Raw genomic sequence first — 14788 nt, forward strand, 5'->3', positions numbered from 1 at the left:
GGCCCCGATCCGGATTCCGGATCGGGGCCGCTGCCGTGCTGGGAGCGGACGTGTCCGGGGGGCTCGCGGGTCAGTGGGCCTCGCACAGCGGCCCGGTAGGCTCGCGATCATGAACGCACATGATGTGCCCGATGCCCCGAACATCCAGGTCGAGGTCGTCCGAGTGTTCACCGATCCGGCCGGAAACCTCGGCAACGCGCTCGGCATCGCCCGCGCGGGCGACGTCGTCGCCCTCGACAAGCAGGAACTGGCGGCACGGCTGGGGTTCAGCGAAACCACGGTCGTCTCCGATCCGGTCGACGGCATCGCCGACGTCCGCATCTACACCCCGGCCGTCGAGTTGCCCTTCGCCGGGCATCCCACCGTCGGCACCGCGTGGTGGCTCGACGTACAACGCACGCCGGTGCACACCTTGCGGGTGCCCGCGGGGCCCGTGGCCGTCAACCGAACCGACGGTCTGACCTGGATCACCGCGCGCGCCGAGTGGGCACCGAAGTTCGCCTTCCAGCAACTGGATTCGGTGCAGGAGCTGGCAGCCTTGGCCCCCGTCGACTTCACCGACGGCCAGCATTTCTTCTGGGCCTGGACCGACGAGTCACGTGGCGCGCTGCGCGCCAGGATGTTCGCGCCCGCCATGGGCATCGCCGAGGACGAGGCGACCGGGGCGGCGGCGGTCGCGCTCACCGCCCAGTTGCGCCGCGGGCTGATCATCACCCAGGGGCAGGGCTCGCAGCTCTACACCGAGTGGGACTCCGACGGGTGGGTTCGCCTCGGCGGACGGGTCGCCGAAGACCACGTGGTGGTGCTCTAACTCTCCGGTTGACCGCCGAAGCGGCGCAACCAGGGCGGTCTGGCCACCCACTGGCCGCGTCGCTGTGGCGCGGCGCCCAGGTCGGCGAGGATGCGGGTTTCGAGCGCGCGGGGCGGGGTGTGCTGGTCGTCGGCGGCCAGCAGCGCGAGCACTTCGTGCACACCGCGCACGCGGGTGGCGAACTGCGACAGACTGTTCGGGGTGGTGGCGGTGAGCCTGTTCTCGATGTGGTGGTGTTCGAGTTCGGCGACCGCGTCGAGCGCGTAGGCGTCGGCCAGGGACAGTACCGAGCCGGGCGGGCACCACGACTGCCTGGCCGTCCACCGGGGGATCCGCTGTTCGGCGAGCCGTTCGATGCCCTCGCCCAGCAGCCTTGTCACCATCGGTACCCGCAGGCCCAGTTCACGGCCGATGGCGCGGTAGGTGCGGCCGCCGTAGTAGGCGAGGACGAAGATCTCGCAGTGGCTGTCGAGGGGGTCGTCGAACCCGAGTCTGGCCGCGGCCGCCAGCCACGGCATGTCGTCGCCGCCGCGGCGGTCCAGACGCGCGCGCTGAACCGCGAGACGATGGATCTGGGCCAGCAGCCAGGATTGGTCGGGGGTGAAGGCCGGGCCGTCGTGGGCGATCCGGGAGGGCGCGCCGAAACGATCCGTCCCGAGACGTTCGGTGTCGATGCCGACCGCGCCCGACCGATCGACATCGATGTGACCGAAGGCGTGGTCGGCGTTCAGACGGTCGGTACCGGTGTTGCCCGGCTCGGTGACCTCGGATGGGTGGTCCGCGTGGGAGCCGGGCAGACCATGGACTGCGTCGTCTGTGCCCTGGTGGCGTCGGTCCGGGTGGTCCGTGCCGAGGCGATCCGGGGTCTCGGAGCGAGAGCCTGCCTCGGTGCTCGCGCGGTCGGGCAGGCGGGAACCCTCGTGGGAGTAGACGGCGCCGCGACCGAAGGCGACATCCATCGCACCGTAGGTGTGGGGGGCCAGGTCGGATCGCTGTTCGGTCGCGACGAACGCCGAACGCCCCCACGGCGTCCCGAGGTCCGGCCCGGGACGCGACAGCGGAGCTGGCTCGGTGTGGTCGTCCCCGGATTCCGCGGCGGCGAAATCGGGTTCCCGGCCGGCGTCGTCCTCGTCGGCGATCCACTGCGCCGATCTCGCCCGTCGATAGCCTTCGCGGACCACATCTTCGGCGGCACCGCGGCGGTGCAGCACCCGCAGGGCCAGCCCGAATGCGGCGGCGCCGGTGGCGCGGTAGAGCGCGCGCATCTCCTCGCGATCGTCGGCACCGGCCACGATCGGGGGTATCCGCGGACCGGCGCCGCGCGACCCCGGCGGCGGTTGGGGACCGCGCTGCCCACTCATCGTCGAATTCCTGCCCGCACTAAGGCAATTCGCAGCGCGAGCGGTTGTGGATCGGTATTCACCGGCCGATCGCGGCGATCAGCATGAACGCGGTCCCGATGTCCATCACCACATGGGGCACCAGCGCCGAGGTCAGCGGGTGGGAACCGGCGGGATGAACGACGCGGTGCCAGCGTGACCGGTGACCGGCCGTACCGAGGACGAGCAGCGCGTCGAGGCCGAACAGCACCGCCAGCCCGACGGCGGGCCAGCGCGCCCCACCGGGGTCGTGCACGGCCCCGTGCCCGGCCATCGCGTACAACATCGCCGCAGCCGCGAGGGTGTGATAGCCCAGCGCCAACACACCGTCGGGTGCCGAACCGGTGCGCCACTCCATGACACGTTCGGCGAGCAGGATCGCGAACGCCACGGTGAGGGCGGTGAGTATCGCGCGCATCGCGTGCGGGTCGGTCGCGGCGGGGAACACCAGCATGGCCAACATCACCAGGCACATGAGCAGGTGCGCGCTGTCGGAGGCGGTATCGATCCGGTGCGCCGACCGGGTTCGCCCGGTCAGCCGGGTCGCCACGATCAGCGATGCCAGGACGAACGCGGCGACCACCGGCCACCGCACGAACGCATACTGCTGCACGAAATCGGCCACACCCCACCACTTTCGAGTCGACACCCGCGTCACCATGCTCGCACCCGTGCTGGTGCCCCGGGGCGTTTTCCGCGGTCGGGGCGCGCCTCGTCCAGATGCCTCGTGGAAGCGGACACCACCGCGAGGCCCTCGCGCCGTGCCCTCGGCACCGCTCGCTCAGCACGGCGAGCTCACTGCCACCGTGGCCGACCCGGATCGATGGGCCGCGGCATCGATCGGCAAACTGGACTTATGACCGATAACCCGACTGCTGCGGTCGACCAGCTTCGCGTGGTGGCCGATGATCTCACCGGCGCGGAAATCCGGGGCCTGCTGGCCGCCCACCACGCGGAAATGGCGGACACCACCCCCGCCTGCAGCATGCACGCCCTCGACCTCGCCGCCCTGCGCGATCCCGCGGTCACGGTGTGGAGCGCGTGGTCCGGCGAGGACCTCGTCGGGTGCGGCGCGCTGAAGGAACTCGACGCCGAGCACGCCGAGATCAAGTCCATGCGCACCGCCGACGGGCATACCGGCCGCGGTGTGGCCGCCGCCGTGCTCGCCCACCTGGTCGCGGTGAGCCGGGAACGCGGGTACCGGCGGCTGAGCCTGGAAACCGGCGCCGAAGACTTCTTCGCCCCGGCCCGCCGCCTGTATCTGCGCCACGGGTTCGCTGAATGCGGCCCGTTCGGCAGCTACTCCATCGACCCGCTGAGCCGCTTCTTCACCCTGCGGCTCGATCCTCGCTGATCCCGGATCGGCGTCGGCTACGCCACGCTGTCGGCTCAGCGCAGGCGGAAGACCGGGGCCCGGGGGGCGAACGGTAGGCAAGCGCCCGCGGGGACGAGGAACGCATGTTCGCGGCGGATCCGTACCGCGTCGCACTGCCCGTCGGTGATCACCAGAATCGGGCCGTCGACCGGGAAGTCCTCGGCTCGTTCGAGCAGGCGGATGCCGGGCTGCAGGATCGTGCCGCCGCGACCGCGCACCCGCACGCCGGCGGCGATCTCCTCCACCGGCAGGTAGCCCGCGTCGTAGGCGGCCGCATCGCAGTAGACGACTCTGGCTCGTGGCACGTCTCGGGCCAGCGCGTAGGACGCGATCGCGCCGAGCCCTTTGCCGAGCAGGGTTACGTCCATCGAACCCGACGTATCGAGGACTACCCCGAAGGTCGGCAACCGCACGTTCTCCTCGGGGCGCACCCACGCCGGTCGCGGGATGTCGGGTGTCGAGGCCTGTCGGCGGGAGGCGCGAGCATAACTGCGCCGCTTGTCGATGGTGGGAACGTGTTCGTCGAACCACTGGGCCAGCTGCGCATCCCACGGCAGCGGTGGCTGGTCGAGCGCGCGGATCGCCTGTTCCAGCGCGGCCGGGACATATCCGCGGCCGGCGCCGGTGTGGTACGCCAACCCCGTCATCAGCGCGCTGCGGTAGTACTCGTCGAGGTCGACGTAACGGCCCGCGCTGCCGGAGTGGGCCAGCGGTTCACCGAGGACATCGCCGAGGCCACGTCCGCGCAGGGTGGCGAGTTTGCGGAGCCTGCGCAGGTCGACGGCGATCCGGTCGTAGATCTCCTCGGCGGAACAGCCTTTCAGCGCCGGGTCGTAGAGCAGACCCTCCGGCATCTGACCGACATTCATCTCGACCAGCCAGCCGTTGACCACATAGTCGCAGGCGATATTGAACAGGTAGCGGTCGCGCCAGTCGGCGCGTTCGCCGTGACGCAGTGCGGCATGCAGCATTTCGTGGGCGAGCACGAACCGCCACTGCTCCTCACCGAATCCGATCAGCGGGTTGACGTAGATCTCGGCGGCTTCGGCATTCACCGCGGCGATCGAAATATTCCAGCTGCGTGCCAGTTCCGCGTCGGCGACGACGGTCATGCCCGCGGCGAGGGCCCCGAGCAACGGAAACGACGATACGAACCAACCGAGCGCGCTGTCCCACGGGGTGCGGTGGCGCAGTACGCCGTCGGCGGTGCGCTCGCCGCCCGCGGTGGCCAGCGCCGCACGGGCAGCGGCCGCGATACCCCGCGCGAACCGGGCGGGGTTGTCGACGCGTTTCGCGGTCTCGGCCGAGGTGAGCAGGAAGTCGGCGAACCCGGTGCGCGCGAAGGCATCCGGCACTGCCGTATCGCGCCACCGGGCTGCGGCAGCGTGCTCGTCGGCCAACTCGGGCGTCGGCGGGATGTCGGTGGGGCAGGTGCCGATCTTCATCGTCGTCAGGTAGGTGTCGACGGCGGCGCAGCACGCCGCGCGGTAGGCCGGATGCGGTGCGCGCACGTCGCGCCGGCCCTCGGGGTCTCCCGGGTCGAGGCCGGTGATGTTGGCGGGCACCGTGTTTCGCGGATCGAGGTGACCGAATCCGGCGTGGAGCAGGCAATGCGCGAACATCCATGCCCATTCCTGTGCGGTGGCACGGCGTTTCGGGTGATAGCCCACGTAGCTGCCGCTCAGCCGCGCCCACACCGCACGAGGAGTCCGCTCGTCGAGGCGGTACAGCTGGGTGGCCAGCGGCCGCAACGCCGGGTGGGCGCATGCCGCCTTCCAGCCGTCGTCGACCGCCTGCTGCCACGGATCCGCGACCGTGCGCCGCTTGCGTGCCATGCTCAGCGCCGCGCGGCCAGGCGCGGCAGATCCCGCGACACCTCGATGAGGAACCACGACGGCAGTACCGGCATCCCCTCGGCATCGGAGGCGATCACCAGTTGCGCGCACTCCACCGAGATCTCGGCGAGTTCCACCAGCAGCGACTTGGCGCGCATCACGAAGCGCTGCACCGTCGGCGAGGTGTGCGCGCGGTCGCCGGGGAGATCTTTGATCAACCGGACGCGCATCGTCTCGGACAGGAAATAGAGCAGGTCACGGTCGGCCGGGTCACGCGGCCACCCGGCGTCACCCTTGAGCACCGCGTCCAGGTCGTAGGCGTGGCGAATCGTTTTCACGAAGGCGCGGAAGCCGGAACCGTGGCCGAGGGTGAGCGTGCCCGCGGCGAGGACCTGCAGGGTCGTGTCGTCGATGTCGTCGCCGCAGGAGTGCAGGGCGTCGGAGAGCATGTGCCAGCCGCGCGGCGTGGAGAAGGGTGCCTCGGTTTTGGGCGGCGCCGACCACAGGTGATCGGGGCGCTGGGTGAGGTAGCGGATGATCCAGGGGTGAATGTCGTGGGTGGTGGCCCACTGCAGCCAGTCGTCGACATCGGCGCGCAGGTGCAGGTGCACCATCCGGTTGACCAGTGCCGAGGCCATCGGCCGGGCGAGCGCGTTGTCGGTGGCGCGATTGCCCGCGCCGATCACCACCGAACCGGCGGGCAATTCGTAGGTCCCGATCCGGCGGTCCAGGATCAGCGAGTAGAACGACTTCTGCACTTCCGGTGAGGCGGCGTTGAGTTCGTCGAGGAACAGGCAGTAGGGCTCCGGTCGCGCGATCAGCTCCGGCGGTGCGAAGCGGCTGCGATCATCGACGATCTGCGGGACACCGATCAGGTCTTCGGGGGCGAGCTGGGTGCCGAGGAGCGTGACGCACTCCAGGCCGAGCGAATCGGCAAAGGTCCGCACGAGCGAGCTCTTACCGATTCCCGGCGCACCCCACAGGAACACCGGCCGCACCACCGCGACATGCAGCAGCAATTCCGGTAGTTGGTCCGGTGTCACGGTCACCGATGCTTGCACGCAGGTCCTCCCCTGTTCGATCAGAACAGAGCAGGCTAGCCCGCACGACTCCGGGCCCGCCAGCGAGTTTCGCCGACGGGCCCGGTGTCGATCGACTCCCGAATCAGCCCAGGGCGCGGGCGAATCCGTCGGCGAGCTCGGCGACCTGGGCGTCGGTCATGACGAACGACGGCGAGATCTGCATGGCGCCCGCACCGGCGGCCCGGCCCGAGATGCCGTGTTCGCGCAGGGTTTTCACCAGGGCGGGACCCTCGGACGGGTCGGCGAGCTGCACGGCCGCCACCGCGCCGAGTCCGCTGCGGACCTCAGCGACGCGGGGGTGGTCGGCCAACGGCGCCAACGCGGTGTGGAGGGTGGATTCGAGGCGGGCGGCTTCCTCGAGGAGGCCCTCGCGTTCGACGATGGCGAGGTTGGCCAGGGCCGCGGCGGCCGCGCCGGCGTGGCCACCGTAGGTGTAGCCGTGGCGGAACCAGGTGCCGCCGGCGAAGAAGGGCTCGGCCAGGTGGGGAGCGATGAAGACCGCGCCCATCGGGAGGTAGCCGGAGGTGAGGCCCTTGGCGGTGGTCATCAGATCGGGCTGCAGGTCGAAGCGGGTGGAGGCGAACCAGGAACCGCCGATGCGGCCGAAACCGGTGACGACCTCGTCGGCGACGAACAGGATGTCGTGGTCACGGCAGATCTGGCGGACCTCGGCCAGGTAGCCCTGCGGCGGCGGGTACACCCCGCCCGCGCCGATGATCGGTTCGCAGAAGAACGCGGCGATCCGCTCGGCGCCGACCTCTTCGATCAGGGCGAGCAGGGACTTCGCGTCGTTCCATTCGACGGTGCGGGTGTCGTCCACCAGCACGCCGTAGCCCTCCTTGTTCGGCGCCAGACCGCCGAGCGCGGTGCTCGCGTAATGCATGCCGTGATAGGCCAGACGTCGCCCGACCAGGATTTTCTTGTCGGTGCGGCCCTGCTCGTGCCAGTAGCGGCGGGCCAGTTTCGCCGCGGTCTCCACCGAGTCGGAGCCGCCGGAGGTGAAGAAGATCTTGCTGCCGGGAACAGGGGCGATCGACGAGAGTTTCTCGGCGAGTTCCCGGGTGGGCGCTTCGGTGATGTCGCCGAAGTTGGAGTAGTGCGCGATGGTGCGCAACTGGTCGGCGACGGCGTCGGCGATCTCGCCACGGCCGTGTCCGACATTGGCGAACCACAGCCCGGCGGTGGCGTCGAGGTACCGCTTGCCCGCGGTGTCGAAGACGTAGGCGCCCTCGCCGCGAGCGATAACGAACGCACCGTCACGATCGACGGCACCCATATCGGCGAATCCATGCCAGAGCGCATTCATGGCTCCACATTTACCCCACTGCGCCGACAGGCGCGCACCTGGCCCGCCGCCGGGTCAGCCTGCTGACTTGCGTTCGCGCCACCGAGCGGGCAGATCTCCCAAGCCGGCCATCGCGACCGCGAGCACGACGAACACCACCAGCAACACCACCAACCCGATCGTCAGCGACACGTATCCCTGCGTCCGTGGGTCGATGAACGGGTAGGGGTACCAGTCGACGATCGGGCCGCGGATCAGGCTGTAGACGCCGTAGGCGACCGGGAAGATCAGCCACAGGCCGATCAGCTCGAGGCTGGGACGCAGGCGTTGCGCCATCGCGACGAACAGCCAGTCCAGCAGCAGGACCAGCGGCACGATGCGATGCAGGACATCGTTGATCCACTTGTCGGTGAGCATCACGTCGACATCGGCCAGCAGAACCGCGTAGACGACCATCGTGATGAGCATGTACAGGGTGACCGCACCGCGAAATATCTGCCAGCGCGGGCTCTGCGGCGCTATCAGGCCACCGACGAGCAGCACGATCACGGCCAAGATGTTGGACTCGATGGTGAAGTAGCTCAGATAGTTCGTGAGCGAGAACGTCGCCGAGTCGAGGTTCCGCACCGGGATCCAGACCAGGGCGAGGATTCCGAGCAGCCCGAAACCGAGCCGACAGGCCCTGATCCACCACGCCGTTCGCACCGAAACGCTCATGCTGTGCCCCTTTCGCATGGTCGGGCGGCCCGCCTGGCGACCCGAGGTGCCCGCTGACCGCTCATGCCCGGATCCTCGCATGACGGACCCCCGCTGACCGGGAGTTCGTGTGCGCACGGTCATCGCGTCGCGCGGTGCCGACCGGACGCGCGGACGGTGACGGGCGGGTGTCGTGGTGTGTCGTTGGTCTCCGCGACGGCGCGAGCGGGCGACGCGCGGGAAAACCGGTGGCGGGCTTCGCTAGGCTGGTAGGCGCAATGACCAGGACAGCTAGCACCGGAACCCGCGCGCTGCGCACCCGCCTGGCGGAGGTCTCGCTGCGCGATGAACATCGGCTCCGGCGCAAGCTCGACCGTGCGCGCCCCGACGACCTGCCCGCCGTCGAGGCCGAGATCGCCACCGCCGAGACCCGCGTGGCCAATCGCCGCGCGGCGCTTCCGCAGATCACCTACCCCGAACAACTGCCGGTTTCCGCGCGCCGCGACGACATCGCCGCCGCCATCGCCGCCAACCAGGTCGTGATCGTGGCCGGTGAGACGGGCTCGGGCAAGACCACCCAGATCCCGAAGATCTGCCTCGAACTCGGTCGCGGAATTCGCGGCACCATCGGTCACACCCAGCCGCGCAGGCTCGCCGCGCGCACCGTGGCCGAACGCATCGCCGAGGAACTGGGCACCGAACTCGGCGACGTGGTCGGCTATACCGTCCGCTTCACCGATCAGGCCTCGGATCGCACGCTGGTCAAACTCATGACCGACGGCATCCTGCTCGCCGAGATCCAGCGCGACCGGATGCTGCGCCGCTACGACACGATCATCATCGACGAGGCCCACGAACGCAGCCTCAATATCGACTTCCTGCTCGGGTATCTGAAGCAGCTGCTGCCGCAGCGGCCCGATCTCAAGGTGATCATCACCTCGGCCACGATCGATCCCGAACTGTTCGCCCGCCATTTCGCCGACGCGCACGGCACACCCGCGCCGATCGTGGAAGTGTCGGGCAGGTCGTATCCGGTGGAGTTGCGGTACCGGCCGCTGTCGCTGGAACTGCCCGGCTCCGACGACGACGAGGACACCCGGGTCGTCGACCGCGACCCCACCGACGCCATCGCCGACGGGGTCGTGGAACTGTTCGCCGAGGGCGACGGTGATGTGCTGGTGTTCCTGTCGGGCGAACGCGAGATCCGCGACACCGCCGACGCTTTGCGCGACCTGAAACTCCCCCGCACCGAGATCGTGCCGCTGTACGCGCGCCTGTCGGCCGCCGAGCAGCACAAGGTGTTCGCCCCGCACACCGGTCGCCGGGTGGTGCTGGCCACCAATGTCGCCGAGACCTCGCTGACCGTGCCCGGTATCCGCTACGTGATCGACCCCGGCACCGCGCGCATCTCGCGCTATTCGATGCGGACGAAGGTGCAGCGCCTGCCGATCGAAGAGGTCTCGCAGGCCTCGGCGCGGCAGCGATCGGGTCGCTGTGGGCGCGTGGCGGACGGCATCTGTATCCGGCTGTATTCCGAGGACGATTTCGAGGCCCGGCCCGCGTTCACCGAGCCGGAGATCCTGCGCACCAACCTCGCCGCGGTCATCCTGCAGATGACGGCGCTGGGGCTGGGCGATATCGAGAGTTTCCCGTTCGTGGAGGCCCCCGACCGCCGGGCCATCCGCGACGGTATCGCCCTGCTCGAAGAACTGGGCGCGCTGGCGCACGGCAGCACGAAATCTGTTGACGGCGAAACTGATTCGGGTAAGCATCTGACACTCACGCCGATCGGGCGGGAGATGGCGCAGCTGCCGGTGGATCCGCGGATGGCGCGCATGCTCGTCGAGGCCCAGCGCAACGGGTGCCTCGACGAGGTGCTGATCATCGTCGCGGCGCTGTCGATCCAGGATGTGCGCGAACGACCCGTCGAGCACCAGCAGGCGGCCGACACCCAGCACGCGCGCTTCGTCGTCGAGGGCTCGGACTTCCTGGCCTACCTGAGGCTGTGGGACTACCTCACCGAGCAACGCAAATCGCTGTCGTCCAACCAGTTCCGGCGGATGTGCCGCGACGAGTTCCTGCACTACCTGCGCATCAGGGAGTGGCAGGACCTGCACGGCCAGTTGCGCACCATCGCCCGCGGGATGGGCTGGAACGACGCGGGCACGAGCCGAGGACCGACGGACTCCCGCACCACTGCGGGCGGTGCCGACGGCTCCGAGGGCAGTCGCGGACGCCGTGGCCGCGGACGCGGGAACAGCCAACGCGCGGTGGCTGAGCCGAGCGCCGATGCGGCCGAAACGAACGCCACCGCCGGTCGGGCCGATACCAAGCGCACCGACTCGCGACAGGCAGGTGGACGGTCTCGACGCGGCGGTGACACAGCCACGCGTGGGCAGCAATCCGGTGGCGGGTCCTCGGATTCGGCCGACGACGCGATGCCGTGGCCCAGCGCACAGATCCACCAGTCGCTGCTGGCGGGCATGCTCTCGCACATCGGCGTGCGCGAGGCGGAATCGCGCGAGTTCCTCGGGGCCCGCAATGCGAAGTTCATGATCTTCCCCGGGTCGTCGCTGGCCAAGAAGGCGCCGCGCTGGGTGATGGCGGCCGAACTGGTGGAGACCTCGCGGCTGTGGGGACGGATCGCGGCGAAAGTGGAGCCGGAGTGGGCCGAACGGCTCGCCGGTGATCTGGTGAAACGTACCTACTCCGAACCGCATTGGTCGGCCAAGCGCGGGTCGGCGCGTGCCTACGAACGCGCGACACTGTACGGCGTGCCGTTGGTGACCGGACGTCCCGTCGACTTCGGGCGCATCGACCCGGAACTGTCGCGCGAACTGTTCCTGCGCCATGCCCTGGTGCAGGGCGAATGGCAGACACGGCACGGGTTCTTCGCCCGCAATCGCGCCCTGATCGACGATGTGGCAGACCTCGAACACCGGGCACGGCGCCGCGACCTCCTCGTCGACGACGAAGTGCTGTTCGAATTCTACGACAAGCGCGTCCCCGCCGATGTCGTGTCGGTGCGCCATTTCGACAGCTGGTGGCGCAAGGCCGAGCGCGATGACCCCGCACTGCTGGACTTCTCGACCGACACCGTGGTCAATGCCGGTGTCGCCACCCTGGACCCGACCGATTTCCCCGACGCCTGGCGCCAGGGTGAACTCAGCTTCCCGCTCACCTACCAGTTCGAGCCGGGCCAGGACGACGACGGCGTCACCGCGCGGATCCCGGTGGAACAACTCGCGCACGTGCGGGCGGTCGGCTTCGACTGGCTGGTGCCCGGTATGCGTGAGGAGCTGGCCGCCGCGTTCATCAAAACGCTGCCGAAAACGTTGCGGCGCGCGGTCGTTCCCGCGCCGGACTTCGCGTCGGCGGCCCTGCGCGGGCTGACACCGCGCGCCGAACCGCTGCGCACCGGGCTCGCACGGGAACTGTCCCGGCTGGGTGCGGTCACCATCACCACCGACGACCTCTCCCCCACCGCACTGCCCGATCACCTGCGGATGACCTTCGCCGCGGTCGATCTGAGCGGCAAGGTACTGGCCAAGAACAAGAGCCTGCAACAGCTCAAAGCGACACTGGCCGATCAGGTTTCGGCGTCGGTCGCGCGGGCGACCGCCGGTGCCGAGCGCGCGCCCGCGACAGTGTGGACCTCGGAGTCGCTCGGTTCGGTCGCGCCGACCGTGAGCCGCGAAGTCGCCGGCCAGACCGTGACCGGGTACCCGGCACTGGTGCCCGAGGGCGAGGGCGTCGCGGTGCGTGTCCTGAGCTCGCCCGGCGAACAGGCGGCCGCGATGCGAGCGGGCGTACGCACCCTGCTGCTCGCCGCGATCCCCACCTCGACGCGGGCGGTCACCGCCGGATTGCCCGCCCGCGATCGGCTGGCGCTGAGCCAGAACCCCGACGGTTCCCTGGACAAGCTGGTCGAGGACTGCCGGATCGCCGCCGCCGACGAACTGATCGCCAAGGCAGGCGGCCCGGTGCGCTCGCCGGAGGAGTTCGACAAACTGGTGGCCGCCGTCCGCCCGCAACTGTCCACGGCGGTCGTCGCGCTGATCCGTACTGTCGTGCCCGTCCTGGCCGCCGCCCAGCAGGCGCGTGCCGCGCTGGCCGACACCCTCGAAGCCGATATCGCCGGCGACGTGCGTCAGCAGCTCGACGACCTCCTGTTCCCCGGCTTCGTCGCCGAGTGGGGCCGGGTGCGGCTGCGCGAACTCCCGCGCTACCTCCTCGCGGCGGCCCAGCGCCTGGAATCACTGCCGGGTTCGGCGGTGCGCGACCGGCAGGCGATGGTCGAGGTGGACCGGATGCTCGCCGCCTACGACAAGCTCGTCGCCGCGCTGCCCCCGGCGCGCAAGAACGCCCGCGACGTCACCGAGATCTGGTGGATGATCGAGGAACTGCGAGTCAGCCTGTTCGCCCAGAAGCTGGGTACGCCGTATCCGGTGTCGGCCAAACGCATCGAGAAGGCGATCACCTCGATCCGGCGCTGAGACATGCGCTGCCGAGGCGGCGCCGGGGCGTGGATCAGTCGGTCGCGGCGACCGCGCGCGCAGCACGCATCTCGGTGATCTCGCGTTCGAAATCGGCTGCGCTGGTGAAGGATCGGTACACCGAGGCGAAACGCAGGTAGGCCACCTCGTCGAGGTCGCGCAGGGGGCCGAGGATGGCGAGGCCGACCTCGTGGCTCGGCACTTCGGGAGATCCCTTGGCGCGCACCGCGTCTTCGACCTGCTGGGCGAGCAGGTTCAGGGCGTCGTCGTCGACTTCACGACCCTGGCAGGCCCGGCGCACACCGACGATCACCTTCTCGCGGCTGAACGGCTCGGTCACGCCACTGCGCTTGACCACCGACAGGATCGCGGTCTCGACGGTGGTGAATCGACGCGCACAGCTCGGGCAGGAACGACGGCGGCGGATCGCGGTGCCCTCCTCGACTTCCCGCGAGTCGACGACGCGCGAGTCGGGGTGTCGGCAATACGGGCAATGCATCCGAGGGTTCCTTCGTCGATGCGCATTTCTATTCCATGGCTCTTGACAGGATACCGGTCAGGATGGCACAACCTGCCACTGCGTGGCCAGGTCCGCGATGATGTCGGGTAGCCGGGCGAGCATCCGGCCCCGGTCGAGCTTGACGGTGAACGGTTCGCGATACACCGTCACCGCGCGTGCCGCGTCGGTCGCGAGGTCGAGATGACGCGGCAGCAGGTCGGCGGCGATGTAGTCCCAGCGGGTCTCCCGGTCGGCCCAGTTGAACGCGGGCAGTGGCGTCCGCAGACCCAGCGGCCGCCCCGCGGCGATCGGCGACCACACCGTGACCGGGGCGTACACGCCGGGGGCGCGGGTGCCGGGGACGGCGGGCTTGCCCGCGACCGTGGTGACGTAGGTGAGCACCCGACCCATCCCGGCACGACCGCGTGCGGTCACATCCCACTGGTCGGCGATGATCTGGTTCTGTTCCCGATCGGCCATCGCGACCAGCGCGTCGCCGCGACCCGCTTCAGTGCCGCCGTCGATCCCGGCCCAGGCCGTCCGCATGCCGTCGTCGAGCAGGCCGGCCGCGGACATCTCCTCGATGCCCGCCATCCCGTCGGCGAGATAGGCCTCGTGCATCGGGACCAGGTCGATGAAGATGTGCTTCTGCATGATCATCAGCCGGGTCTGATACCAGGCCAGGTCGGCGGCGGTCAGCCGAGGGCCGAGGGCGGCCAGACCGCTGATATCGGCCGGGACGCCGGCGAGCAGTTCCGGCGGGGTGGCACGCAACAGGTCGGCGACAGCATTGCCGAGTTCGTGGATTCCGCCCACGGACACACCGGCGGCGACGTCACCGACGTCGAAGAAGCCGGCGGCGAAGGACGCGCCCGCGATGCCCGCCATGCCCGCCCAGTAGAGATCGGAGCGGGTGGCGGCGAGGCGGAAGTAGTTCACGTACACCTGGCTGAAGGTGGCGGAATTGGCCGCGACGCCACGCTCGGGCGCCCAGGCTTCGAGGTCGATCGCGGCGTTGTCGGTGGCGACGACGAGCCAGTACTGGTGCAGCAGCGTCGCGTACCGCGCGGGGTCGATGCCGTCGTCGCGCGCCTGGGTGAGTGCGTCCCGCAGGGGTTGCTGCGCCGAGGGCAGCGCCGGGTGCAGCCCGCCACCGTATTCGCCCACACCGTTGAGCGCGGGGAGATCGAGGTACTCGGTGTAGCCGGGGGCCGCGTGCGCGGCGGGTGCCAGTAGGGCACCGAGCACCACACCGAGCAGTAGAGCGATCGAGCAGCGGCGCACCGAGACCTCGCATCCGGGTTCGACCGGGGCCCCCGCCCCGATTCAG

General features: G+C 69.8%; 11 protein-coding genes. 3 read left to right on the plus strand and 8 right to left on the minus strand.

Going from position 1 to position 14788, the window contains the following annotated elements:
* The first annotated feature begins 109 nt into the window (after window positions 1-109).
* A complete protein-coding gene (locus ACWGCN_RS33155) occupies window positions 110-811 on the plus strand; it encodes a PhzF family phenazine biosynthesis protein (protein WP_452459425.1) in 702 nt (233 codons plus the stop codon).
* On the opposite strand, the gene ACWGCN_RS33160 is transcribed toward ACWGCN_RS33155, so the two are convergent.
* Together ACWGCN_RS33160 and ACWGCN_RS33165 are read right to left on the minus strand one after the other, a co-directional pair.
* A complete protein-coding gene (locus ACWGCN_RS33160; RefSeq protein ID WP_452459426.1) occupies window positions 808-2172 on the minus strand; it encodes an RskA family anti-sigma factor in 1365 nt (454 codons plus the stop codon). The two genes, ACWGCN_RS33155 and ACWGCN_RS33160, sit on opposite strands and share 4 nt — an antisense overlap.
* A 58-nt stretch (window positions 2173-2230) precedes the next feature.
* Window positions 2231-2839 (minus strand): DUF5134 domain-containing protein, encoded by a 609-nt coding sequence (locus ACWGCN_RS33165; RefSeq protein WP_378988574.1) that lies wholly within the window; start codon window positions 2837-2839, stop codon window positions 2231-2233.
* 207 nt (window positions 2840-3046) lie between these two features.
* Here ACWGCN_RS33165 and ACWGCN_RS33170 point away from each other — a divergent pair, with 207 nt between their 5' ends.
* On the plus strand, window positions 3047-3544 hold the full coding sequence (locus tag ACWGCN_RS33170) for a GNAT family N-acetyltransferase (protein WP_452459427.1): 498 nt from the start codon (window positions 3047-3049) through the stop codon (window positions 3542-3544).
* Window positions 3545-3579: 35 nt separating this feature from the next.
* Here the strand turns inward: ACWGCN_RS33170 and ACWGCN_RS33175 are convergent, their stop codons facing one another.
* The 4 genes from ACWGCN_RS33175 to ACWGCN_RS33190 all read right to left on the minus strand — a co-directional run bounded on the left by ACWGCN_RS33175 (window position 3580) and on the right by ACWGCN_RS33190 (window position 8484).
* The gene (locus ACWGCN_RS33175) at window positions 3580-5400 is read right to left on the minus strand and encodes a vWA domain-containing protein (RefSeq protein WP_452459428.1); all 1821 of its coding nucleotides are present in this window, start codon (window positions 5398-5400) and stop codon (window positions 3580-3582) included.
* Window positions 5401-5402: 2 nt separating this feature from the next.
* A complete protein-coding gene (locus ACWGCN_RS33180) occupies window positions 5403-6461 on the minus strand; it encodes an AAA family ATPase (RefSeq protein WP_378988568.1) in 1059 nt (352 codons plus the stop codon).
* Between the two features lie 103 nt (window positions 6462-6564).
* Window positions 6565-7788 carry an aminotransferase family protein gene (locus ACWGCN_RS33185; RefSeq protein WP_452459429.1) on the minus strand — a complete coding sequence of 408 codons (1224 nt, stop codon included), beginning with the start codon at window positions 7786-7788 and terminating at the stop codon, window positions 6565-6567.
* 54 nt (window positions 7789-7842) lie between these two features.
* Complete coding sequence (locus ACWGCN_RS33190) at window positions 7843-8484, minus strand: Pr6Pr family membrane protein (protein WP_452459430.1); 642 nt, start codon at window positions 8482-8484, stop codon at window positions 7843-7845.
* Window positions 8485-8741: 257 nt separating this feature from the next.
* Between ACWGCN_RS33190 and hrpA the strand changes: the two genes are divergently transcribed.
* Window positions 8742-12959 (plus strand): ATP-dependent RNA helicase HrpA, encoded by a 4218-nt coding sequence (gene hrpA / locus ACWGCN_RS33195; RefSeq protein WP_452459431.1) that lies wholly within the window; start codon window positions 8742-8744, stop codon window positions 12957-12959.
* A gap of 34 nt (window positions 12960-12993) precedes the next feature.
* Here hrpA and nrdR read toward each other — a convergent pair whose 3' ends face one another.
* Together nrdR and ACWGCN_RS33205 are read right to left on the minus strand one after the other, a co-directional pair.
* Window positions 12994-13458, minus strand: coding sequence for a transcriptional regulator NrdR (gene nrdR / locus ACWGCN_RS33200; protein ID WP_378626625.1), 465 nt, complete (start codon window positions 13456-13458; stop codon window positions 12994-12996).
* A 57-nt stretch (window positions 13459-13515) separates the two neighbouring features.
* Window positions 13516-14742: a hypothetical protein gene (locus tag ACWGCN_RS33205; RefSeq protein WP_379312151.1), complete on the minus strand. Its 1227-nt coding sequence runs from the start codon at window positions 14740-14742 to the stop codon at window positions 13516-13518.
* Between the last annotated feature and the right edge of the window lie 46 nt (window positions 14743-14788).

The sequence above is a fragment of the Nocardia sp. NPDC055050 genome, assembly GCF_053608345.1.

Bases quoted from the DNA above. Each gene is read 5' to 3' on its own strand.
- hrpA (WP_452459431.1), top strand. From the start codon at position 8,742: ATGACCAGGACAGCTAGCACCGGAACCCGCGCGCTGCGCACCCGCCTG.
- ACWGCN_RS33160 (WP_452459426.1), bottom strand. From the start codon at position 2,172: ATGAGTGGGCAGCGCGGTCCCCAACCGCCGCCGGGGTCGCGCGGCGCC.
- ACWGCN_RS33155 (WP_452459425.1), top strand. From the start codon at position 110: ATGAACGCACATGATGTGCCCGATGCCCCGAACATCCAGGTCGAGGTC.
- ACWGCN_RS33185 (WP_452459429.1), bottom strand. From the start codon at position 7,788: ATGAATGCGCTCTGGCATGGATTCGCCGATATGGGTGCCGTCGATCGT.
- ACWGCN_RS33175 (WP_452459428.1), bottom strand. From the start codon at position 5,400: ATGGCACGCAAGCGGCGCACGGTCGCGGATCCGTGGCAGCAGGCGGTC.
- ACWGCN_RS33190 (WP_452459430.1), bottom strand. From the start codon at position 8,484: ATGAGCGTTTCGGTGCGAACGGCGTGGTGGATCAGGGCCTGTCGGCTC.
- ACWGCN_RS33170 (WP_452459427.1), top strand. From the start codon at position 3,047: ATGACCGATAACCCGACTGCTGCGGTCGACCAGCTTCGCGTGGTGGCC.
- nrdR (WP_378626625.1), bottom strand. From the start codon at position 13,458: ATGCATTGCCCGTATTGCCGACACCCCGACTCGCGCGTCGTCGACTCG.